Genomic DNA, 21557 nt, shown 5'->3' on the forward strand with positions numbered 1-21557 from the left:
GGCCCACCGTTGTCGGCCGCCGCGCGCCGAACCATGTCGCCCCCTGCTGCTGAAACCCCGTGGTAAACCGCTTACACCGATGCTTCCTGCCGGCTGTCGGCCTGTCAAATCACCCGGGTGGCCCCGGTCGGAGCGGGTGTTCCCGCGGTCGAACGCCCGCTGTTCGGCCGAAGGTAACCGCATCCTGTCGAGGTTCGGCAGTATTGACACGAACCGCTGAAGGTGCTGCGATCGAACTCTTGTAAACGGTTAAACACGTGGTCGTCCCGCCATCGCAACTTCCACCTCGTGGAGCCCTCATGTCGATGATCTCCCGACGCAACCTCCTGCTCGGCGCGGCGGCGGTCGGCGCGGCCGAACAGCTCGTCCACCAGGGGGGCCGGGCACGTGCGGAACCCGCTGCGGGTACGCGGGCGGTTCGGGTGAGCGGCTTGCCCGGGGACGGTGTCCAGCTCAGGTGGTTGGAAGGTGGCGCCCCGGGGCAGTTGGCCGCCGGCTGCACGTGGGGTGTGCCGTGGCCCGAAGGCGCGGTGCCGCCGGACCAGGCGTTCGCACTGCGGACCGCGACGGGGCAGCAGGTGCCGGTGCAGACGTGGGCGACCGCCTACTGGCCGGACGGTTCGCTGAAGTGGACCGCGCACGCCCTGGGCGCCGACGTGCCGCCCGCCGAGCAGTACGTGCTCGCGGCGGGGACGTCCGTCGCGCCGGCGACGGCCGTGACGGTCGAGGACGGTCGCGACGAGGTCGAGGTGAGCACCGGCGTCATCCGGTGCGTCATCGCGAAGAAGGGCGATCACCTGGTCCGCGCGCTGGTGCGGGGCGACCGCGAGATCGCGCGCAACGGCCGGTTGGTGTGCCTGCGGCAGGGGGAGCCGGGTGACGACGAGGGCGGCTCGGTGAAGTCGGAGCGGTTCACCGGCCGGGTGGAGAAGGTGACGGTCGAGCAGTCGGGCCCGGTCCGCGCGGTGGTGAAGGTCGAGGGCGGGCACCGGCACGGCCGGCGGTCCTGGCTGCCGTTCACCGTGCGCCTGTACTTCTACGCCGGCAGCGACGGCGTCCGCGCCGTGCACAGCTTCGTCTACGACGGTGACGCGGAGAAGGACTTCATCCGCGGCCTGGGCATCCGGTTCGAGGTGCCGATGCGCGACGAGCCGCACAACCGGCACGTCCGCTTCGCCGGCCCCGACGACGGCGTGCTGTCGGAGGCGGTGCGCGGCATCACGGGCCTGCGTCGCGACCCCGGTGCGGAGGTCCGCCGGGCGCAGGTCGCCGGGCAGGCCACCCCGCCCACCGCGACCTGGGACACCCGGGTCGGTTCGCGGCTGCACCTCGTCCCCGCCTTCGGCGACTACTCGCTGCGCCAGCTGTCCGCCGACGGCTTCCAGATCCGCAAGCGCACCAAGGCGGGCCACGGCTGGATCCCGGTCGACTCGGCCGGCCGCGCGGGCGGGCTGGGTTACGTCGGCGGCCCGAGCGGTGGGTTCGCGTTCGGCATGCGCGACTTCTGGCAGCTGCACCCCACCCAGCTCGACGTCCGGGGAGCGGCGGGCGAGGCGGCCGAGGTGACGGTGTGGTTGTGGTCGCCCGACGCCCAGCCGATGGACCTGCGCTTCTACCACGACGGGATGGGCCAGGACACCCACCCGGAGCAGTTGGAGGGCCTGGAGATCACCTACGAGGACTACGAGCCGGGGTTCGGCACGCCGTACGGGATCGCGCGCACCACCGAGCTGCTGTTCTGGGCGTTGGACGCCACACCGGCTGCCGCGAGGGTGGCGGAGCTGGCCGCGGCGGTGCGGACACCGCCGCTGGTCGTCGCGTCACCGGCGCACCTGCACGCGGCGGGGGTGTTCGGCGACTGGTCGCCGGTCGACCGCTCGACCCCGGCGAAGGCCCGCATCGAGGACCGGCTGGACTTCCTGTTCGACTACCACCGCGGGCAGGTGGAGCAGCGCTCCTGGTACGGCTTCTGGGACTACGGCGACATCATGCACAGCTACGACCCCGACCGGCACGTGTGGCGCTACGACGTCGGCGGGTACGCGTGGGCCAACTCCGAGCTGTCCCCGGACCTGTGGCTGTGGTACCACTACCTGCGCACCGGTGGAGCCGAGGCGTTCCGATCCGCCGAGGCGATGACCCGCCACACCGGCGAGGTCGACGTCTACCACCTGGGCAGGTGGCAGGACCTCGGGACACGGCACGGCGTGCAGCACTGGGCCGACAGCGCCAAGCAGTTGCGCATCAGCACCGCCGGCTACCGGCGCTTCCTGTACTTCCTCACCGCCGACGAGCGCACCGGCGACCTCATGCGCGACCTGGTCGACTCGGACAAGACGTTCCTGGTGCTGGACCCCCTGCGCAAGATCCGCACCGGGCCGTACGAGCCGGACCCGCACGCCCTCAGCGTGAGCACCGGCACCGACTGGAGCGGCCTGGCGCTGGCCTGGCTGACCGAGTGGGAGCGCGGTGGCGACCCGATCGCCCGAGAGAAGCTGCTCAACGGCATGCGCACCATCGCCGCGATGCCCAACGGCTTCGCGCAGGGCAGCGGCCTGTACGACCTCGACACCGGGAAGTTCGCACCGGCCCGGCCCGCGGTGAGCGTCGGCTCGCTCGGGGCGGTGTTCGGCCTGGTGGAGGTGTGCAGCGAGCTGATCGACCTGACCGGCGACGAGACGTTCACCAAGGCGTGGCTGCAGTACTGCCGCCTCTACAACGGCACCGCCGCCGAGCAGCAGGCCGAGACCGGCCAGGCGTGGGGCAGCCTCAACCTGCGCCAGGCCCACTCCCGGCTCACCGCCTACGCCGCCGCCAAGCTCGACGACCCCGCCCTGGCGGCACGGGCCTGGCGGGAGTTCGACACCGGCCACGCCGGCTATCCGGCGACCCGGGAGTTCACGTCGGTGCGGGTGCGGGGCCCGAACGTGCTCAGGCCGGTCGACGAGGCGGCCTTCGTCTCCACCAACGCCAGCTCCCAGTACGGCCTGGCCGCGATCCAGTGCCTCGCCCTGGTGGGGGACCACCTCCCCGCGTGACCCGACCCGGGCACTTCCCGCACTGGAGGCCGCGCCGTGGACCACCCCGCGTTCGACCTGCCCCCGCTCGACGCGCGGAGGTCTCCCCGCACCGGGTGGACCCGGGCGCACTGGGAGGCCGTCGCCGACCACCTGCTGGCGTCCGTGGCGCCGTACGCGACGGACGACTTCGCCCAGTACCGGCTGCCCGGCAGGCCGAGCAGGGCGGGGGAGGTCAGCGACGGGCTGGAGGGCTTCGCCCGGACGTTCCTGCTCGCCGCGTTCCGGATCGCGGGCGCGGGCGGCGACGTGCCGCCCGCCCTGGTGGAGCGGTACGCGCGCGGCCTGGTGGCCGGGACCGACCCGGCGCACCCGTACGCGTGGCCCGTCCTGGTCGACATGTCCCAGCAGCTCGTGGAGGCCGCCTCGGTGGCGTTGGCGCTGCACGAGACCCGCCCGTGGCTGTTCGACCTGCTGTCGCCCGTCGAACAGGAGCGGGTGGTGGCGTGGCTGGCCGGGTTCACCGGCAAGCGGACGCCGGACAACAACTGGGTGCTGTTCCGGGTGGTCGTGGCGCAGTTCCTGGCCGGGGTCGGCGGCCCGCACGAGCCGGACGGGATCACCGGCGGGCTCGAGCGGATCGAGGACTGGTACGTCGGTGACGGCTGGTACTCCGACGGCAAGGGCAAGAACTTCGACTACTACTGCGGCTGGGCGATGCACCTGTACCCGTCGCTGTGGGCGCGCATGGCCGGCGACACCGCCCGCCAACAGCTCTACGCGGACCGGCTGGGCCTCTTCCTGGAGCAGTACCAGCACTTCTTCGCCGCCGACGGCGGACCGGTGCACCAGGGGCGGTCGCTGACCTACCGGTTCGCGACGGTGGCGCCGCTGTGGCTGGGCGTGCTGACCGGCGCGTCACCCCTGCCACCGGGGCGGACCCGGCGCATCGCCGGCGGCGTGCTGCGCCACTTCGCCGACCGCGGCGTGCCCGACGACCGCGGGCTGCTCACCCTGGGCTGGTACGGGCCGTTCCCGCCCACCGCGCAGGACTACTCGGGCCCGGGGTCGCCGTACTGGGCGAGCAAGGCGTTCCTCGGCCTGCTGCTGCCCCCCGACCACCCGGCCTGGACCGACCCGGAGGAGCCGGCGCCGGTGGACTCGGCGGACCAGGCCCTGTCGATGCCCGCACCGGGGTGGGTGCTGCACGCCACCCGGTCGGACGGCGTGGTCCGGCTGGTCAACCACGGCAGCGACCGCGACCGCGTCCAGCGCGCGGACGGCGTGCCGGACCCGCACTACCTCAAGTTCGCCTACACCAGCCACACCGGGCCGGAGCTCGGCGGAGCCGCGTCGGGCGTGGACAACCACCTCGCCGTCATCGCCCCCGACGGGGCCGCCTCCACCCGCGGGCGCATCGAACCCCTGGCGGTCGGGGACCGGTTCGCCGCCTCGGCCTACCGGGACGGGGCCGTGCACGTGCTCACCGCCTCGGTCGTCCACGGCGCGGCGGAAATCAGGGTCCACCGGGTCACGGCCCCGGCCGGGCACCGGGTCCGGGACGGCGGTCACGCCCTGGGCGCGCCGGTGCCGCCCGAAGTGCACGTGGAGGCGGACGTGGCGCTGGCCCGACGCCCGGACGGGCTGACCAGCGCGGTGCGTTCCCTGCACGGCTACACGGGCGCGGGTGTGCTGACCGCGCGTGGCGCCAACGCCTTCGGCGAGCACTCGGCCACGCCGTACGTGATCGCCGACGACCATCCCGGCGGAACGGCGGTCCACATCAGCCTCGTGCAGGTCGGCGTGGCGGGGGAGGAGCCGCCCGCGGTCGGCGTGCGGGTCGGGGACGGCCTGGTGGTCCTGGAGCTGCCCGGCGCGCAGACGGCGACGGTCCGCCTGGGCGACGTGCCCACCTGTGAGTGGACGGTTCAGGGGCGTGACCGCCCCTGAACCGCGGGGCTCACCGGTTCGCCGCGTGCTCCGCGGCCAGCTCCTCCGCCACTCGGTCACCGCCGGCCTGTCGCCACTGGGCCACGACGTCCTTCCAGACCGACGGCGGCTTGCGGCCGAAGGTGATCGCCGCGATGCCGTCGCCGACGATCTGGTTGAGCTGGGCGCCCTTGCTCGCCTCGGTGGCCGAGCGGAGCCCGGTGGCGGGATTGCGCACGCTGCGGGGCAGGGACGCCTTCTGCCACTCGTGGACGGACTTGGCCACATCGGGGTAGCCGGGCAGGTAGAGGACCGCCGGCGCGGTGCCGATGTACTTGGTCGGCAGCAGGGAGTTGTTCTCCTGGCCGTAGAGGCCGGTGGTCTTGATGCCGTCGGCGTCCTTGGTGAAGTGCTCACCCTCCACGCCGTAGTTGGCGAGCTCGTACTCCTCGGTGCCGAACGGGGCGCTGAAGTAGTCGACGATGCGCAGCAGCAGCTTGATCCGGGCGGACTCGGCCTTCTTGAACGTGACGTAGCCGAAGACGCCCGGTCCCTGCCAGGGTGTGGCCTGGGACCCGTACGGGCGGCCGAGGTCGAGCGCGAACCGACCGTTGATCTTGTTCAGGGTGGCCGGGCTGACCGAGCCGAAGCCGTCGTTCATGGAGGCGACGGTGCCGTTGTGGAAGTGGCTCTGCATGTCGGTGGAGCTGACGGTGAGGCTGTCGGGGTAGTGCGTGCCCGCTTCGACCAGTGTGCGCATGACCTCCAAAGCCTGCTCGAACCGGGGGCTGGTGAGGGTGGAGGTGAACTCGTCGCCGTCGACCGACCAGGTGTTGGGCGCGCCGAGTGAGCCGGCGTGGTAGGTGATGCCGCCCAGTCCGCCGAACAGCGTCTTGAACCAGCCCACGCCCCACCTGCGGTCGGCGGTCAGCTCCTTCATGGCGTCGAGGTACTGCTCGGTGGTCCAGTCCTTCGGGATGCCGGCCGTGTCCATGGCGGTGCGGTTGACGAACAGGCTGTTGGCGGGCATCGGGCGTTCCAGCGGGATGCCGTGGAGCTTGCCGCCGATGCGGCCCATGCCCTTCCAGGCGTAGGTGGGCAGGTTGGCCAGGTTCGGGAACGCTTTGACCGCGTCGCCGCCGACGAACTCGGACAGGTCGGCGCAGCGGGCCTGGACGAACTCGGCCGCGTGGGGCATTGCCAGGTTGGTGAACATGATCATGTCCGGCAGGTCGCCGGTGGAGGCCATCAGGGTGGCCATCTTCTGCCCGTACTCCGGGTCGGGCACGACGGTGACCTTCAGGTTGACGCCCAGCGCGGCGTTGATCGCCTGCCAGTACCGGTTGTCCTCGACCGGCTTGGGCGGCGCGCCGTAGGACACGACCATCACCGTGACGTCCGAGCCGTCACCCACCGGGTCGTGGACCGACTGCACGACCTGGTCGGGGTAGTGCAGGAACAGCGGTTGCACCCCGGAGTCGTCCCCCGGGGCGTCGGGGGACGGGCCGGGGAGCGGCACGTGGGTCGGCCACGGAGCCAGGTCCTTGCCCGCGTTGGAGACGCCGCCGCCCGACGGGCCCGCTCCGCACGCCGTGAGGAGGGACGGGAAGGTCAGGCCGAGCGTGCCGACGCCCGCCAGCCGCAGCAGGGAGCGGCGGTCGATGCGGTGGTCCATGTCGAGGTTCCTCTCCCGGCGTCGTGCTGAAAGGAGCGGGGGGCGGTCAGGCCTTCACGGCTCCGGTGACGACGCCCTTGACGAAGTAGCGCTGCACGAAGGGGTACACGCACACGATGGGCAGCGTCGCGAGCATGACGACGGCCATCTGCACGGACTGCGGTGAGGCGGTGGCCAGTTCCCCGGAGGTCTCGGCCAGCGAGGCCCCGCCGGTGACGTACTGGCGCAGGACGGTGCCGACCGGCCACTTGGTCTGGTCGTTGAAGTAGATGATCGCCTCGAAGAAGCGGTTCCAGTACGCGACCGCGTAGAACAGGCCGATCACCGCGATGACCGCCTTGGACAGCGGCAGCACGACCAGGCGCAGGATGCCCAGCTCGCCCGCGCCGTCGATGCGCGCGGCGTCGACGAGCTCGGGCGGGATGGACTGGAAGAAGCCGCGCATGACGACCAGGTTGAACACGTTGACCAGGAAGGGCAGGACCAGCGCGGCGTAGGAGTCGAACAGCCCGGTGCCCTGCACGACCAGGAACAGCGGCACCATCCCGGGCGGGAACAGGAAGGTGAACAGCACCAGCAGCAGCATGGGCTTGCCGCCGTAGACCTTCGGCCTGCTCAGCGTGTAGGCCAGACCGATGGTGCAGACCAGGCTCAGCGCCGTGCCGACGGCGGTGACGCCCGCGCTGACCAGCAGCGCGCGGGTGATGATCCCGCCCTGGAGGATCTCGGCGTACGCGTCGAACGAGAAGTCCTCCGGCCAGACCACCCAGCCGCCGTTGGCGATGACGTCCTGCGGACTGGCCAGGCTGGTGGCCAGCACCGTCCACAGCGGGAAGACCACCAGCGCGACCACCGCGGTCAGCGCGACCGCCTTGGCGACGCGCACGGCGGGGGTGGGGCGGCCCATCCAGGCCGGTGCGGATGTCCTGCTCATGCCTTGTACACCCCCTGCTCGCCCAGCCGGTGCGCCACCTTGTTGGCGGTGTAGATGAGCACCACGCCGATCACGCCCTTGAACAGCCCGACCGCCGCGGCGTAGCCGAAGTCGCCGTTCGCGAAGCCGGTGAAGTAGACGAACGTCTCCAGCACCTCGCCGGTCTCCGGCCCCACCGACTGGCGCTGGAGGAAGAACTGCTCGAACCCGATCGACAGGAACTCGCCGAGCCGCAGCACCAGCAGCAGCACGATGACCGGCCGGATCGCGGGCAGCGTCACGTGCCACACCCGCCGCCACCAGCCCGCGCCGTCCAACGCCGCCGCCTCGTACTGCTGCTCGTCCACCTGCGACAGCGCCGCCAGGAAGATGATCGTGGCCCAGCCGCACTCCTTCCAGATCAGCTGCGCGACCACCAGCGGCCCGTAGGCGTCGGGGTTGCCGATGACCGAGATGCCGCTGAAACCCAGCGTCGACAGCCAGCCGTTCACCACGCCCGCGCCGCCCAGCATCTGCTGGAACAACGCGACCACGATGACCCACGACAGGAAGTGCGGCAGGTAGACCACGCTCTGCACGAACCGCCGGATCGTGTCGCCGACGACGCTGTTGAGCAGCAGCGCCAGGGCCAGGGGTGCGGGGAAGAAGAACACCAGCTGCAGCACGGCGATGACCAGGGTGTTCTTCACGGCGTTCCAGAAGGTCGGATCACCGAACATGCGCTCGAAGTGCGCCAGGCCCACCCACCGGCTGCCCCCGATTCCGAGGAACGGGACGTAGTCCTGGAAGGCCGGCACGTTGCCGAACAGCGCGCCGTAGTGGAAGACGAGGAAGTACGCCAGTCCCGGTAACGCGACGGCCAGCAGCACCCGGTCCGCCCGGATGCGGCGGAGGTGACCGGTGCGGGTGCCGGCGTGCTTCGGCCGGTCGGGCGTCCCCCCGGGCGGCGAGCTGGTACCGCCGGCACCGCCCCGGACCCGCGTCATGCTCACAGGGAACGCCCCTCTCGCGGGCACATGCCGACACAAAGTGTTCACAAAGTAAACCGCTTACATAGCCTCGTCAACAGTCCTCCTGTGCGGATATGTGCGCGTTTCCAGCTGCGCGTTGAGGACTACGGGTGGACATCGTTGTCGACGGGGAACCGGGCACCGTAGAGTGACCGTCGTCGGTAACCGTTTACGTTGGTCTACGCCGATCCATCGAGAGGGGTCCACACGGTGCCACGGCGACCCGTCGCGGTCTTCGCCCTCGCCTCATGGGCGCACCGCGACATCTTCCCGGCCGATCTCGTCACCCGGTTGCGGCAACTGGTCGACATCGACCCGATGACGACGTTCACCTCGTTCCAGGGGGCCGGTGCGGCCGCTGCCCTGGCGGAGGCGGACATCCTGCTCACCGGGTGGGGCGCCCCGCGGATCGACGCCGACGTGCTGGCCGCCGCACCGAGGCTGCGGGCCCTCATCCACGCCGCCGGCACCGTGAAGGCCCGGGTGGACCCGGTGGTGTTCGAACGTGGCCTCGTCGTGTCCTCCGCCGCCGAGGTCAACGCCGTCCCGGTGGCCGACTACACCATGGCCATGCTGGTCCTGGGCGCGAAACGGGTGTTCGACCGCGCGAAGCGGTACGCGACCGCCGTCGACGGCGCGCCCCCCGACTGGCTCTCCGGCGACGGCACCGGACTGCACGGCTGCACCGTCGGAGTCGTGGGCGCCTCCAGGATCGGGCGCCTGGTCCTGGACCGGCTGCGGTCGTTCGACGTGCAGGTCCTGCTCTACGACCCGTACGTGTCCCCGGTCGAAGCGGTGCGACTCGGCGCGGAGCGGGTGGACATGGACGACCTGTGCCGCCGCAGCGACCTCGTCACCGTGCACGCCCCCGCCCTGCCCGAGACCCATCACCTCCTCGACGCCCGCAGGCTCGACCTGCTGCCTGACGGGGCGGTCGTCGTCAACACGGCCCGCGGGTCCCTGGTCGACACCGAGGCGTTGACCCGGCTGTGCCTCACCGGCGCGATCTCCGCCGTCCTCGACGTCACCGATCCCGAGCCGCTGCCGCCGGGGCACCCGCTCTTCACCCTGCCCAACGTCCTGATCACCCCGCACCTGGCCGGCGCCCAGGGACGCGAGCTGCGCCGCCTGGGCGAGTTCGCCGTCGCCGAGGTGGGCCGGTTCGTCAAGGGCGCACCGCTGCTCGGGCGAGTGGAGCCCGAGCAGCTCCCGTACATCGCCTGACGCGCCACCGCTGCCGACCGAACGGCATTCGCCGAGCGATGACCCGCGAGGTTCCGACGTGGCTCTGTCCGGTCCATCCGACGAGCGAGGTGAGGTGCACGTGACCGCATCATGGCGGTTCGCGGTGAGCACGCTGGGCATGCCCGGCGTCCCGGTCCGGGACAGCGCGCGGGTCGCGGCGGAGCACGGTTGCCACGGCCTGGAGATCCGGGTCCACCCGGACGAGGAAGTGCGCCTCGGCCTGCCGTCCTCGCGGTGGGCCACGGTGCGCGCGCAGGTCGAGGACGCCGGGTTGGCGGTCGCCTGCCTGGCCGGTTATGCCGCGGTCTGCGCGCCCGGCCCCGACGAGCCGGTCGTGGCGGAGTTGCGGGCGCTGGTGGACCTGGCGTCCGGGCTCGGGGCTCCGGCCGTTCGGGTGTTCCCCGGCGGGGTGGACGGCGACGTCGGCCGGGCACTGGAGCGCATCGGAGCCGTCCTGCCCGACCTGCGCGACAGCGGCGTCCGGCTGCTGGTGGAGACCCACGACTCCCACCCGACGGGTGAGGCGGCACTGCGCCTGGTCGAGCCGTTCGACGCCCCGGAGCTGGTCGCCGTGCTGTGGGACGCGGTGCACCCGTGGCGGGCGGGGGAGCACCCCGCCCGGACGCGGCGGGTGCTGGGGGAGCACCTCGGGTACTTCCAGCTCAAGGACGTGACGGAAAGCGACCCCACCCCGGTGCCGCCCGGCGAGGGCGCCGTGCCGCTGGACGAGTGCGCCGAGTCGCTGCGGTCGTGGTCGGGCTGGGTCTCCCTGGAGTGGGAGCGCGCGTGGTACCCGGGCATCTCCCCGGTCCCGGTGCCGTTGCGCGCCGCCCGGACCTGGTTCGAGAGGTGGTGCCCACGCCCGTGACGCACGGGAGGCCACCTGCGTGGGGGCTCGCCGTGGGGATGCCCGCGTGGCGGGCTCGATCCGGCGAGCGAGGAGCACCCCTGCCCCGGGGCTGACGACGGGCGCGCTGTCGTCCGAGCACGACACCTCCAGGAGGATGGTGTGCGCAACAGGAGCCCGGTCCGCGGCATCGCGGGCCTGACGACGTTGACCACCGCGGTGTCCGCGGGTTTGCTCGTGGGGGTCGCGCCGGCCGCCGCGATCTTCGGAACCGCGGACATCAAGCCGATCGAGAGCAACATCGCGGCCAAGCCCTGGAGCTCGGCGACGGCGAGCAGCGGTTCGTCGAGCGCCGGACTGGCCGTCGACGGCGATCCGACGACGTCGTGGTACCCCGATCGCGTCGGTTCCCGGCAGTGGCTCACCGTCGACCTGGGCGGCGCCTACGACAACCTGCGCAAGGTCGAGGTGCTCTTCCCCGACCGGGACGCGGTCCACCGCTACGTCGTCGAGGCGTCGCCCCGACGGCCACCGGTGGAAGGCGATAGCCGACAGGTCCCACAACCGGACCGCCTCGCGCGGGGAGGTGCACCTGTTCACCCGGCCTGGCACGCGCTTCGTCCGGTTGACGTTCACCGGTGTTCCGGGTCGTGCCCGGGCCGGTGTCAGCGAGCTCCAGGTCTTCGACTACCTGCGCGACGACCTCGTCCTCGGCGCCGACACGTCCTGGGTCGACGACCACCAGGACCGGGAGTACTGGGTCGCCCCGCCGGCCGCCGACCGGGGCGCCGGGCCGCACCTGCTCGACGTGGCCCGGGACCGCGGCGTGCGGTACTCCCGGCTGCGCATCTTCAACGAGCCGCGCAGCGAGAGCACCGGCCAACCGACGCCGGTCCCGCGCCAGGGCCCACAGCGCTCACTGGCGTCGGCGCGTGGATCGAGCAGCGGGGGATGGGCCTGGGCATCGACTTCCACTGCGCGGACTCGTGGGCGGACCCGAGCAAGCAGCCGAAACCCCGTGCCTGGGCCGGACTGGAGTTCGAGGACCTGACCCGGTCGGTGTACGACTTCACCGCCGACTACCTGCACCAGTTGATCCGGCAGGGCACCACGCCGGACAAGGTCGCCGTCGGCAACGAGATCGTCAACGGGTTCCTGTACGGCAGCGAGGCCGCCCTCATCGGCACGACGGACCCGCCGTACTTCGTCGACCAGGCCGACGTCTACCAGTCCAAGCCCGGCGGTGGCCTGTTGTGGCGGTACTGGGGCTCGACCGACCCGGCCGAGCAGCGGCTCCACGACCAGGCGTGGGACCGGTTCACCACCCTGGCCGCGTCGGGGATCAAGGCCGTGCGCGACGCGTCGCCGACGTCGAAGGTCGAGATCCACGTGATCGTCGGCAAGGACCGGCTGGCCAAGACCACGGAGTTCTGGCACCAGTTCCTCACCCGCGTGAAGGCCAAGGGCCAGAACCCCGACGTGCTGGCCATCTCGTACTACCCGGAGCGGCACGGCACTCCCGAGGCGCTGGACCCCAACCTGAACACCATGGCCACCACCCACCCCGGCTACGAGATCGAGGTCGCCGAAACCGCCTACCCCGCATCCGGTGGTGACGGTTCACCGATGCCGAACTCGCCCTTCCCGCGAACGGTCCAGGGACAGGCGGACGCCATCCAGCGGGTGTTCCAGGCCGCCAACGACGTGGTCGACAACCGCGGTGCCGGCGTGCTGGTCTGGGAACCGGCGGGGTTCCAGGCGATGTTCCGGGCCGTACCCGGGCCGGCGAACACGTGGGAGCCGCACGCCTCGATCGACGTCTTCAACGCCAGCCGCGCCGAGCGCGTCCTCCAGGACACCGCGTACACCGCCACCGCGGTGGGCACCGCCCCGAAGCTGCCCTCTTCCGTCCACCTGCTCACCACCGCGACCAACGAGATCACCACCGTCCCCGTCCGCTGGCGACCGCTGCCACCCGGCGCGGGCGACGCGCCGGGTGAGGTGACGGTCACCGGCACGACCGGAGCGGGCCCGGTCACGGCGGTCGTCGACGTCGTGCCCCGACGCGGGAACCACGAGCGGTTCGACGCGGCCACGCCGTGACCGGACACCCCGGCACACGACCTCGTCCGTGATGTCGACCCCACGGCGACAGGAGCAGGCGAGGGCTCGCGTCCCCGGGCTGTGCGACTGCCGGGTGTCGGTCCTCGACCGGCACCCGGCACGACCGGACCACCTGGATGAAGCACCGGAGGTGTTCGTCGGTGCGGAAGTCGCGGGTGCGCGCGTAGTGGATGCGGTGCTTCCTGATGCCGTCGAGGGTGGTGTTCGTGGCCCGGTAGACGACGTGGTCACCGGTCGCCGGGTTGCAGCGCGGGCGCGCCGTTGTTCAGGTGCGTCCAGCGCAGGCCGTCGCGGCTGTGCGCGAAGTAGATCTGCTCGCTGGTAGCGGACTCGCCGGTGAAGTGCGCCATCAGGTGGCCGGCGAACGGCTCCGGCGCCTCGGCGCACCGGTCGGTGGTCACCGGCCGGGACGTGAACAGCAGGGCCGCGGCGTCGACCGGCACGCCAACCGCCCGGGACACGGGTGACATCCCTTGATCACGGGGCGAGGACGATCGGTGCGATGGTGCCGTCGTCGTCGAACGCCACGCGGTCGACGACCTCGTGGTTGGTGTCGTCGCCGGCGGGCACGGCAACGCGGTGGTGGGCGACGAGCCGGGTGTCGCTGCCCGGCGCGTCGAACCGGCCGAGGTGGTCGGCGTGCCGGTCGGCCGGATCGTGGCGCCGGCCGGTGGGCCGTGTGGGGGAGGATCGGCCCGGGCTGCCGCGGGAGACACCCGCGGCAGCCCGGGCCTCGGTCCACCTGGTGGTGCCGGACCCGCCTACCTGGCTTGGTAGGTGATCCTCGGGCGGGGTGGGGTGGTCATGCCGTAGCCGATGAAGTAGTCGACGTGGTGGGACTGGATGTAGCCCTTGAGGGTCATGGCGTTGCGGTAGGCGGGGTTGTGGGCAAGCGTGTAGAGCCTGGTGTTGCTGGGGCGGTCGGTGGTGAAGATGATCAGCTCGTTGAAGGCGGCGTTGGTGTAGAGGACCTCTTCGCGCCAGTCGCCGAGGATGTCGCCCTGCAGGACGGGGGAGTTGCCCTGGGCGGCGTCGACGGCGCCGTAGTTGGCGGTGGTGAGCAGGCGCGGCGTCCGGTTGGTGGGGGTGGGGTTGTTCGGGTCCCACTTCTCGAACTTGCCGTCGTTGAGCAGTTCCATGCCGGTGTCGCCGTCCCAGTACAGGCCCAGTTGCGGCCAGGGCTGCAACGAGGTGTCGGAGTGGGTCAGCCGGTTGGTGGCGGCGTTGTAGACGCCGGAGAAGGCCCAGACCTCCATGCCGGGGTGGCGCGGGTCGATGTCGCCGGCCATGCCGCGGCCGACGTCCGCGGTGCCGGACGCGGTGTGTCGCCAGCTGACGTTGCCGTTGGCGGCGTCGTAGTAGTAGTCGCGCAGGCCGCTGGGGTTGTCCTGCTGCACGCCGTAGCCCTCCAGCCCGGGGCGGTTGGGGTCGAGGTCGGCGATGTGGAAGCGGTCGCCGTGCACGACGCCGGCCGGGCCGAGGGTGTAGCGCAGGGTGCCGTTGCCGTTGAGCACGAACCCGATCTCGGCGATCTCGTCGCGGCCGTCGCCGTCGACGTCGACGATGCGGGTGTTGTGGCCGTCGGGGAGGTCCTGGTTGCCGCGCAGGAACTTCCACTGCATGGTCAACGCGCTGCCGGTGAACCGCCAGGCGGCGAACACGAGGTTGAAGCCGCCGTTGCCGATCCGGTTCTTCATGAACGCGACCAGGCTGGGGTTGGCGCCGTCGAGGTAGCCGACGCCGAAACGGGCGTACATCGGCCCGTCGGCCAGGTAGTCGGTCGGCACCGGGGCGGTGGCGCGGGGCGCGCCGGTCATGCCGTCGAGGATGGCGATGTGCTGGCGGTTGTCGTTGCTGTCGGTGAACCGGACGCCGTCGCCGAAGGTGACGCCGTTGGCGATGCGGACGGCGACCTCGGCGCGGCCGTCGCCGTCGAGGTCCTGGACGGTGACGCCGTCGTTGTGGCCGACGTTGACGGTGGAGGAGCCGCCCTCGATGTTGTTCTGGTTGGTGCTGTTGGGGCCCATGTCGACCTGCCAGAGGAACCGGCCGTCACGGCGGTACGCCTCGATCTTCTGCGGCGAGGTCTGCCGGTCGAGCACGTAGTCGTACTCGCCGTCACCGTCGAGGTCGCCGACCCACAGGAACTTCACCGCGCCGCCGGCGCGCAGCGGCACCCGGACCACCGGCTCGGTCGCGGCGTTGGCGCGCAGGCTGAACGCACCGCTGGGCGCCTGCTCCACGCCACCCACCACCGGGCGGACCCGGTAGCTGTTGGACTGCGACAGGTTCGCCGTCGAGTCGGTGTAGTTGGTGCCACCGGTCAGCACGGACCCGTTGAGCTTGACCTCCGCGCCGCCGCCGGTGGAGCGGTAGACGTCGAACCCGATCCCGGCCGGGTCCAAGCCCAGCAACCGCCAGGAGACCATCACCTGGTTGCTGCCGGAACGCACGGCCACCACACCGCGGTCCAGGCCCTCCATCCTGCGGCCCTCACCGGGCGGGGTGGTACCGCCGTCGACCTCGACCATCCGCCACTGCTGGTTGATCCCACCGTTGTCGGTGTACTGCGAGATGCGGCCACCGTCGGCGGTGGACCGCTCCCACACGTCCATCGCCTTGCCGCTGTTGCGGTTGACCAGCTTGACGTGCCCGCTGTCGGTGTCGAGCACCCGCCACTGCTGGTTGGCGGCGCCGGTGTCAGGCCACTGGACCAGCTCGGCGCCGTCGGCTGTGGACCAGTCCAGCACGTCGACGACCTTGCCGGAGTGGCGGGCCTTGAGCCGGTAGTAGCCGTCACCGGAGGGCAGGAACCGGAACTGCTGGTTGGCCTGGTTCAGCGGTGCCCACTGCTGGACGCACGCGCGGTCGGCGGTGGACTGGTCGTACACGTCGACCGCTTTGCCGCTGTGCCGCGAGACGAGCTGGTACCACGCGTTGGTGTCGATGGTGGCCGCGGCGGCAGGGGTCGAGGCGACTGCCGCCGCGACACCTGCCACGACGACCATCACGGTCGCCAGTACGGTGGCGCGCCATCTCCGGCGTGCCGGGTTCGAGCGGATCACGGAGCTCCCTTTCGGTGGTCGAGGACGTGTCGTGTCGGCATCCGGCTGTCAGCGGCCGGTCGGCATCCGTGTGGTCGGACCACCTCGGTAGGAGACCTGGTTGCTCGCGGCGGTGGCGGCCGCCGCCACTCCGCTGCTGGTGGCCCGAAGGAGAAGCGCGCCTGCGGTGCGCGGGTGCGCGTCCACCGGATCAGGTCGACGTTGCTGTCGCGGATCATTCGCCCGCCGGCCGCGGAGCCGGTCGTGAGCAGTCCGGAGTGCGGGTCGCGGTACCGGGCCAGGTACCACTCGCGGTCCCGGCGCGCGGCGTGATGGCGGGTCGGACCGCAGCCGGCTGGCGACGAGTACACGATCGCCCGCGGTTATGTTAGCGCTAACAAGTATCGGCGACCAGGGTCGGCCCTCAGAGTGAACCACTCCTGTGGAGAGAGGTTCGACAAAGAGATTCCGAGTTGTGGCTGCTGGAGCACGGAGGCTGTGCGAGCAGCCTTCACGTCATGCGAATACGACTCAAACGGCAGGATTGCACAGTTCTGCGCATGTCGCCTCCTTGCGACCGGGACCCTGAGCGTCCATCGCCACGTGTCGATCTGTGCGAGCTGGGAGCGCTCCCAGGCGGCCGTGGCGCAAGGTTTCGACGTTGACAAGACCAGTGAGGCCGGTAGTGGAATACGTTAGCGTTCACAACCAACGCTGGAGATCGTGCGTTGTTCGATCGGGTCGCACCTCGTGCCGGCGTGATCGGCCGTCGTCTGTTCGTCACGTCGGCCTCCCGTCGTCATCGGCGGTCGCCTGGTGGGGGCGAGGTCAACAAAACATAAAGCGTTTACCTGGAGTCGTCAACCCTTTGACCGCCCCGGATCATTGCCTCTACCGTAGATGCGCAGTAAACGTTTACACGGCAAGCCGTCGGTCCACGCGGCATCGGATCGACCGTCGCCCGAGGACGGCGCAGTCCGGTGCGTGGACTCGCCGGGAGGCGGGGGCGCGCGATAGGTCCCGCTCGCGGGGAGGTGCGGTTGGCGGTGCGTGGAGAACGGGCTCCGGAGGAGTCCGCTTAGTCGGCTTTCGACCCGTTTCGTGATCAGGAGTCACCCATGATGCTTGTCCGTCGGCACAGCGTGGTCCGGCGAGCCCTGGCGCTGGCTGCGGCGTTCGTTGTCGCCGTGTCCGTGATCGTGGCGGGCCAGGACCGCGCGGACGCCGCACCCGGCCCGTCGTTCACCAAACCGGCCGTGCCCGCGCCCAACAGCGCCGACCCGACGTTGGTGCAGCACAACGGCCAGTACTACTACGTGGCCACCACGTGGACCTCCGACATCCTGATGCGCCGGTCCTCCACCATCGTCGGGCTGCGCAGCGCCCCGGAGACGCGGATCTTCACCTCCACCCGGAACGAGGGCTGCTGCACGATGTGGGCCCCGCACCTGGAACAGATCGACAACCGCTGGTACGTCTACTACTCGGTCGAACCCAGGTCGGGCTACGGACAACGGCGCACCCACGTGCTGGAGAGCGCGGGCAACGACCCGGCCGGCCCTTACACCTACCGGGGCATCCTGAACCTGATGCCGGACAACGGGTGGGCGATCGACGGCGCGGTCCTCAAGCTCAACGGCGCGTTGTACTTCCACTTCTCGGCCTTCCACGCCGACGGGCTGCAGTCGCTCTACATCGCGCCCATGAGCTCCCCGACCTCGGTGTCGGCGCACGGCACCCGGATCTCGGCGCCGACGCCGGCGTGGGAACGGCAGGGGCAGCCGGTCAACGAGGCGTCCTTCGCCCTGCAGCGCGACGGCCGCACGTTCCTGACCTACTCGGCCAGCTACTGCGGCACGGCGGACTACAAGCTGGGCATGCTGGAGTACCGCGGTGGTGACCCGCTGACGCGGAGCTCGTGGACGAAGCACGCCAACCCGATCTTCCAGCGCAACAACGCCGCGGGCGTCTACGGTCCCGGCCACCACTCGTTCTTCACCTCACCGGACGGCACCGAGACCTGGATCGCCTACCACGCCAACTCCTCGGCCTCCCAGGGCTGCGGCACCACCCGCACCACCCGGGTGCAGAAGATCTCCTGGAACGCCGACGGAACCCCCGACCTCGGCGTCCCGATCTCCACCTCCACGGTCCTCGCCGGCCCTTCGGGGGAGACCGGGGGGTCCACCCCCCGCGTCCGCATCCGCAACCGCCACAGCGGCCTCTGCCTGGACGACTACGACTTCGTCACCACGCCGGGTGCCGAGGTCCGGCAGTGGACCTGCAACGGTCAGACCAACCAGCAGTGGGTGGTCGGCTGACCGACGGGCGGTCGAGCCGGGCCGCTTGAACGATCGGAAGTCCTCGTCGACAGTGCGGTGCGGCTGCGCGGTCGGCGAGCGTCACCCCGGTGACCGGTTCCACCGGCCGGCACGTCGACTTCGCCTGTGCCGCAAAGCACCCACGGTTCCGTGCCCGGCAGATCCGGTTCGACCGGCTCCCCGTCTGAACCGCCATCGCATCAGGCCGCCGAGCGCGCCTCGCCTCTCCGCGCGGAAGTGCGATGACCGTCGGGCGGTTCACACCGACAACATCGCCGCGTCGACCGCGGTGAAGCGGCGAGCACTGACACACGACCTCCCTGCGAAACCTGCGTTCCGGCCGGGCTCCCCATCTCGAACCAGGCGGGCTTCTCCGGCACCGGGTTCTGCAACGGCACCGCCGCCGTGGGCGCGTACGCCCAGTTCACCGTCACGACATCGACAGCCGGTACGACGACCTCGCGATCCGCTTCGCCAACGGCCACAGCAGCGGGACGCCGCGACCGGCGAACCTCGTGGTCAACGGGTCCGTGTCCGGAACGGTCTCGTTCGAGCACACCGGTACCTGGACGGCCTGGACCACCAAGACCTCCACCGCCTCTTCGAACGCCGGGAGCAACACCGTTCGACTGGAACCGACCACCGCCGACGGCCTGCCCAACATCGATCACCTCACCCTGTGAAAGGCGCCAAGATGACCAGATCGCAACGCACGCCGGTGAAACGGCGCGTGCTGACCGCAGCCGCATTGCTGTTCGCAACGGTGCTGACACCGCACTCGGCGACGGCGGCGCAGCCCGTCACCCACAACGCCCCGGCAGCCGCAGCCACCTCGGGCACCGAGGAAGCCCAGGCCGTCGAGGACGTCGCGGCCGACCCGCACGGTCTCCAGAAGACGGTCGCCGACTACCGGACACGTGTTCCGGCCAAGTACACCACCGAGTCCTGGAAGTCCTTCGCCAAGGCGCTGACCGCGGCCGACGACATCGCGAAGAACCCTTCGGCGAGCGAGACGGAGGCCGCCGCGGCGAAGACGGCGCTGGTCGACGCGGCCGCCGAGCTGGAGGCCGCGGACGAGGGCACGTTCCAGACCATCACCAACAACACGTTCTGGAACGACACCAGCGGCAATCCCATCTACTCGCAGGGCGGTGGGGTCTTCAAGTTCGGCGACACCTACTACTGGTACGGCGTGCACTACCGCGGCGCCGAGAGCTACCGGGCCAACCCGACGCGCAAGTACGACGGCGAAGTCTCGGTCGTGTCGATTCCGGTGTACTCGTCGCGGGACCTGGTGAACTGGAAGTTCGAGAACCGGGTTGCGACGCGCTCGACCGCGATCCACAACGGCAACACCCTCGCTTCGACGGGGTGGCTCGGGCGGCTCGGGGTGTCGTACAACGAGAACACCGGCAAGTACGTGCTCGCCACCCAGGCCTATGTCGGAGGCGCGCACGGGGTGCTGTTCCTGCAGGGCAACACCCCCACCGCCAACTTCACCCACGGCTACTTCCAGGGCCAGATCGTGAACTCGCCGACGACCGGCACCGGTGACCAGACCGTCTTCACCGACGACGACGGCAAGGACTACCTGGTCTTCTCCAACCGCGAAGGGCGTTCCCGCGGTTTCGTGGCCAAGTTCCGGGAGTCCGACTCGCTGCGGATCGAGCCGGGTGTGGAGATCCGCCGCGGCGACGGCCGCGAGGGCAACGCCATGTTCAAGCTCGACGGCAAGTACTACCACGCGGCGTCGGCCCTGCACGGCTGGAACACCTCTGTCAACTACGTCAACGAGTCGACCAGCGGCAACATCCAGGGTGCCTACTCGAGTGAGTTCGTTCTTCCCGGTACCGAGATGGACTACAGCCACGTCACCCAGACCGGGTTCTTCGTCACCGTCAAGGGCACCAGGCAGAACACGGTGATCTACGCGGGCGACCGCTGGGCCGACTTCGCCTGGAACGGCATCGGCTACAACCAGTGGGTACCGATCACGAAGACCGGCGCGCGGCCCCGGTTCCACTCGGTCAGCCAGTGGCAGTTCAACGCCACGACCGGTGAGTGGCGGGTCGGGCCCGACAACAACTTCATCCTCAACCCCGACTTCCAGGCCGATCGCATCACCACCTCCACGCTGACCGGCTGGACCAACTTCCGCGAGTCGGGGCCGACCTCGTTCGTGACCAACGTCGCCGGTGCGAACGGGTCCCGCTTCGCGTTGCAGGTCGGCGCAGGGCAGGCCTTCTCCGGGGGCGCGCGGCAGCGGATCACCGTGCCGGCCGGGAACTACAGGGTGTCCCTGCACGCCAAGACCTCCGGTTCGCTCAGCGCCGCGCAGATGACGGTTACCGACGCCGCCGGCGCCTCGCGCACGCTCGACATCCCCGCCTCCAGCGGCTGGACCCGTCGGGAACTCGCGAACATCCCCCTGACCGCCGGCACCGCCACCGTCACCATCCGGGCGGCGAGCGGCAACGGCTACCTCGCGGTCGACCAGCTCGGCCTCGTCAGGACCGACGGGGGAACGCCCGTGGGGCAGCGCTACGAGGCGGAGACCTCGCCGGCTGTGTGCCAGGGCACTGTCGAATCCAACCAGGCCGGGTTCACCGGCACCGGGTTCTGCAACGGCAACGCGGCCGTGGGCGCCTACGCTCAGTTCACCGTCAACGCGACGCAGGCGGGCACGGCGAGCTTGGGCGTGCGGTTCGCCAACGGCCACAGCAGCGGCACCTCGCGACCGGCGAACCTCGTGGTCAACGGGTCAGTGGTCGGGACGGTCACGTTCGAGCCCACCGGCGCGTGGACGACGTGGACCACCAAGACCCTCATCGCCTCCCTGAACACCGGCGGCAACACCATCCGACTCGAACCCACCACCGCGGACGGCCTGCCCAACATCGACCACCTCGACCTCGCGGTGGCAACCGGCTGACCTCCCTGCCCCATCGGGTCGGGACGGAGGTGGCCGGCCGCCCGGCGCGCTGCCGCCGCAGCGGGTCCCACCCCGTCCCGACCCCACGCCCCCTGCATTCGAGAAGTCATCCACGACCATGCGACGACGGACGTTCCTCAGCGCGAGCGCGGTCGGCACGGCAGGCGTCGGACTGTCCCTGCTCGGCGTGGGACAGGCGCTCGCCGCACCGGTCGGGTCGCGCGCCTCGTCGCCGGGCTGGGCGGTTCGGCGCACCCGCGCGGTCACGCCGACGTGACCGCCATGCTCACGGGCCTCTGCCTCGTCAAGCCGGGTGTCGCCGCGCTGCCGTACCGGTGGGCGCCGGGCCTGTTCCCCTCCCAGGCGTCGCCGGTGGCGGAACCCGTCACGGCGCTGGCCGGGCTGGCGGTCAAGTGGTGAGCCGGTGCCCCCGGCGGGCTGGTCGGACACCGGTGGACGGGCAACACCTGGTGCCCCAA

15 protein-coding genes and 1 pseudogene are annotated in these 21557 nt (G+C 71.0%); 11 read left to right on the plus strand and 5 right to left on the minus strand.

The window, feature by feature from the left end; genetic code table 11:
* Nucleotides 1-422 precede the first annotated feature (422 nt).
* Nucleotides 423-3038 (plus strand): exo-rhamnogalacturonan lyase family protein, encoded by a 2616-nt coding sequence (locus tag CKY47_RS35460; RefSeq protein WP_306750779.1) that lies wholly within the window; start codon nucleotides 423-425, stop codon nucleotides 3036-3038.
* A 36-nt stretch (nucleotides 3039-3074) separates the two neighbouring features.
* Nucleotides 3075-4967 carry a DUF2264 domain-containing protein gene (locus CKY47_RS35465; protein WP_306750764.1) on the plus strand — a complete coding sequence of 631 codons (1893 nt, stop codon included), beginning with the start codon at nucleotides 3075-3077 and terminating at the stop codon, nucleotides 4965-4967.
* 10 nt (nucleotides 4968-4977) lie between these two features.
* Here the strand turns inward: CKY47_RS35465 and CKY47_RS35470 are convergent, their stop codons facing one another.
* From CKY47_RS35470 to CKY47_RS35480, 3 genes are read right to left on the minus strand one after another with little or no spacing between them, the layout of a single operon-like run.
* Nucleotides 4978-6621: an extracellular solute-binding protein gene (locus CKY47_RS35470; RefSeq protein ID WP_306750765.1), complete on the minus strand. Its 1644-nt coding sequence runs from the start codon at nucleotides 6619-6621 to the stop codon at nucleotides 4978-4980.
* Nucleotides 6622-6667: 46 nt separating this feature from the next.
* Entirely contained in the window at nucleotides 6668-7555 is an 888-nt protein-coding gene (locus CKY47_RS35475; protein WP_306750766.1) for a carbohydrate ABC transporter permease, read from the minus strand.
* Nucleotides 7552-8541, minus strand: a complete 990-nt coding sequence (locus tag CKY47_RS35480) for an ABC transporter permease (RefSeq protein WP_306750767.1) — start codon at nucleotides 8539-8541, stop codon at nucleotides 7552-7554. Before CKY47_RS35480 ends, CKY47_RS35475 begins: the two co-directional genes overlap by 4 nt.
* A 234-nt stretch (nucleotides 8542-8775) precedes the next feature.
* Between CKY47_RS35480 and CKY47_RS35485 the strand changes: the two genes are divergently transcribed.
* The 4 genes and pseudogenes from CKY47_RS35485 (at nucleotide 8776) to CKY47_RS35495 (ending at nucleotide 12760) form a co-directional block, all read left to right on the plus strand.
* The gene (locus tag CKY47_RS35485; protein ID WP_306750768.1) at nucleotides 8776-9789 is read left to right on the plus strand and encodes a hydroxyacid dehydrogenase; all 1014 of its coding nucleotides are present in this window, start codon (nucleotides 8776-8778) and stop codon (nucleotides 9787-9789) included.
* Between the two features lie 100 nt (nucleotides 9790-9889).
* Nucleotides 9890-10678: a sugar phosphate isomerase/epimerase family protein gene (locus tag CKY47_RS35490; protein WP_306750769.1), complete on the plus strand. Its 789-nt coding sequence runs from the start codon at nucleotides 9890-9892 to the stop codon at nucleotides 10676-10678.
* 216 nt (nucleotides 10679-10894) lie between these two features.
* Nucleotides 10895-11164: pseudogene (locus tag CKY47_RS37150) on the plus strand (discoidin domain-containing protein); the annotation flags it as partial.
* A gap of 444 nt (nucleotides 11165-11608) precedes the next feature.
* Nucleotides 11609-12760 carry a glycosyl hydrolase 53 family protein gene (locus CKY47_RS35495; protein WP_306750770.1) on the plus strand — a complete coding sequence of 384 codons (1152 nt, stop codon included), beginning with the start codon at nucleotides 11609-11611 and terminating at the stop codon, nucleotides 12758-12760.
* A gap of 248 nt (nucleotides 12761-13008) precedes the next feature.
* Here the strand turns inward: CKY47_RS35495 and CKY47_RS35500 are convergent, their stop codons facing one another.
* Complete coding sequence (locus CKY47_RS35500; RefSeq protein ID WP_306750771.1) at nucleotides 13009-13242, minus strand: hypothetical protein; 234 nt, start codon at nucleotides 13240-13242, stop codon at nucleotides 13009-13011.
* Nucleotides 13243-13542: 300 nt separating this feature from the next.
* Complete coding sequence (locus CKY47_RS35505; RefSeq protein ID WP_306750772.1) at nucleotides 13543-15789, minus strand: rhamnogalacturonan lyase family protein; 2247 nt, start codon at nucleotides 15787-15789, stop codon at nucleotides 13543-13545.
* A 1154-nt stretch (nucleotides 15790-16943) separates the two neighbouring features.
* On the opposite strand from CKY47_RS35505, the gene CKY47_RS35510 reads away from it, so the two are divergent.
* From CKY47_RS35510 to CKY47_RS35530, 5 genes are all read left to right on the plus strand, one after another.
* Nucleotides 16944-18146: a family 43 glycosylhydrolase gene (locus CKY47_RS35510; protein WP_306750773.1), complete on the plus strand. Its 1203-nt coding sequence runs from the start codon at nucleotides 16944-16946 to the stop codon at nucleotides 18144-18146.
* 530 nt (nucleotides 18147-18676) lie between these two features.
* Entirely contained in the window at nucleotides 18677-18829 is a 153-nt protein-coding gene (locus tag CKY47_RS37155; RefSeq protein ID WP_371320792.1) for a carbohydrate-binding protein, read from the plus strand.
* A gap of 11 nt (nucleotides 18830-18840) precedes the next feature.
* The gene (locus CKY47_RS35520; protein WP_306750775.1) at nucleotides 18841-21078 is read left to right on the plus strand and encodes a CBM35 domain-containing protein; all 2238 of its coding nucleotides are present in this window, start codon (nucleotides 18841-18843) and stop codon (nucleotides 21076-21078) included.
* A 118-nt stretch (nucleotides 21079-21196) separates the two neighbouring features.
* Nucleotides 21197-21355: a twin-arginine translocation signal domain-containing protein gene (locus CKY47_RS35525; RefSeq protein ID WP_306750776.1), complete on the plus strand. Its 159-nt coding sequence runs from the start codon at nucleotides 21197-21199 to the stop codon at nucleotides 21353-21355.
* Nucleotides 21356-21360: 5 nt separating this feature from the next.
* Nucleotides 21361-21498 carry a hypothetical protein gene (locus tag CKY47_RS35530; RefSeq protein ID WP_306750777.1) on the plus strand — a complete coding sequence of 46 codons (138 nt, stop codon included), beginning with the start codon at nucleotides 21361-21363 and terminating at the stop codon, nucleotides 21496-21498.
* Nucleotides 21499-21557: the final 59 nt, after the last annotated feature.

The sequence above is a fragment of the Saccharothrix longispora genome, assembly GCF_030852425.1.
GTDB classification, from domain to species: domain Bacteria; phylum Actinomycetota; class Actinomycetes; order Mycobacteriales; family Pseudonocardiaceae; genus Actinosynnema; species Actinosynnema longispora.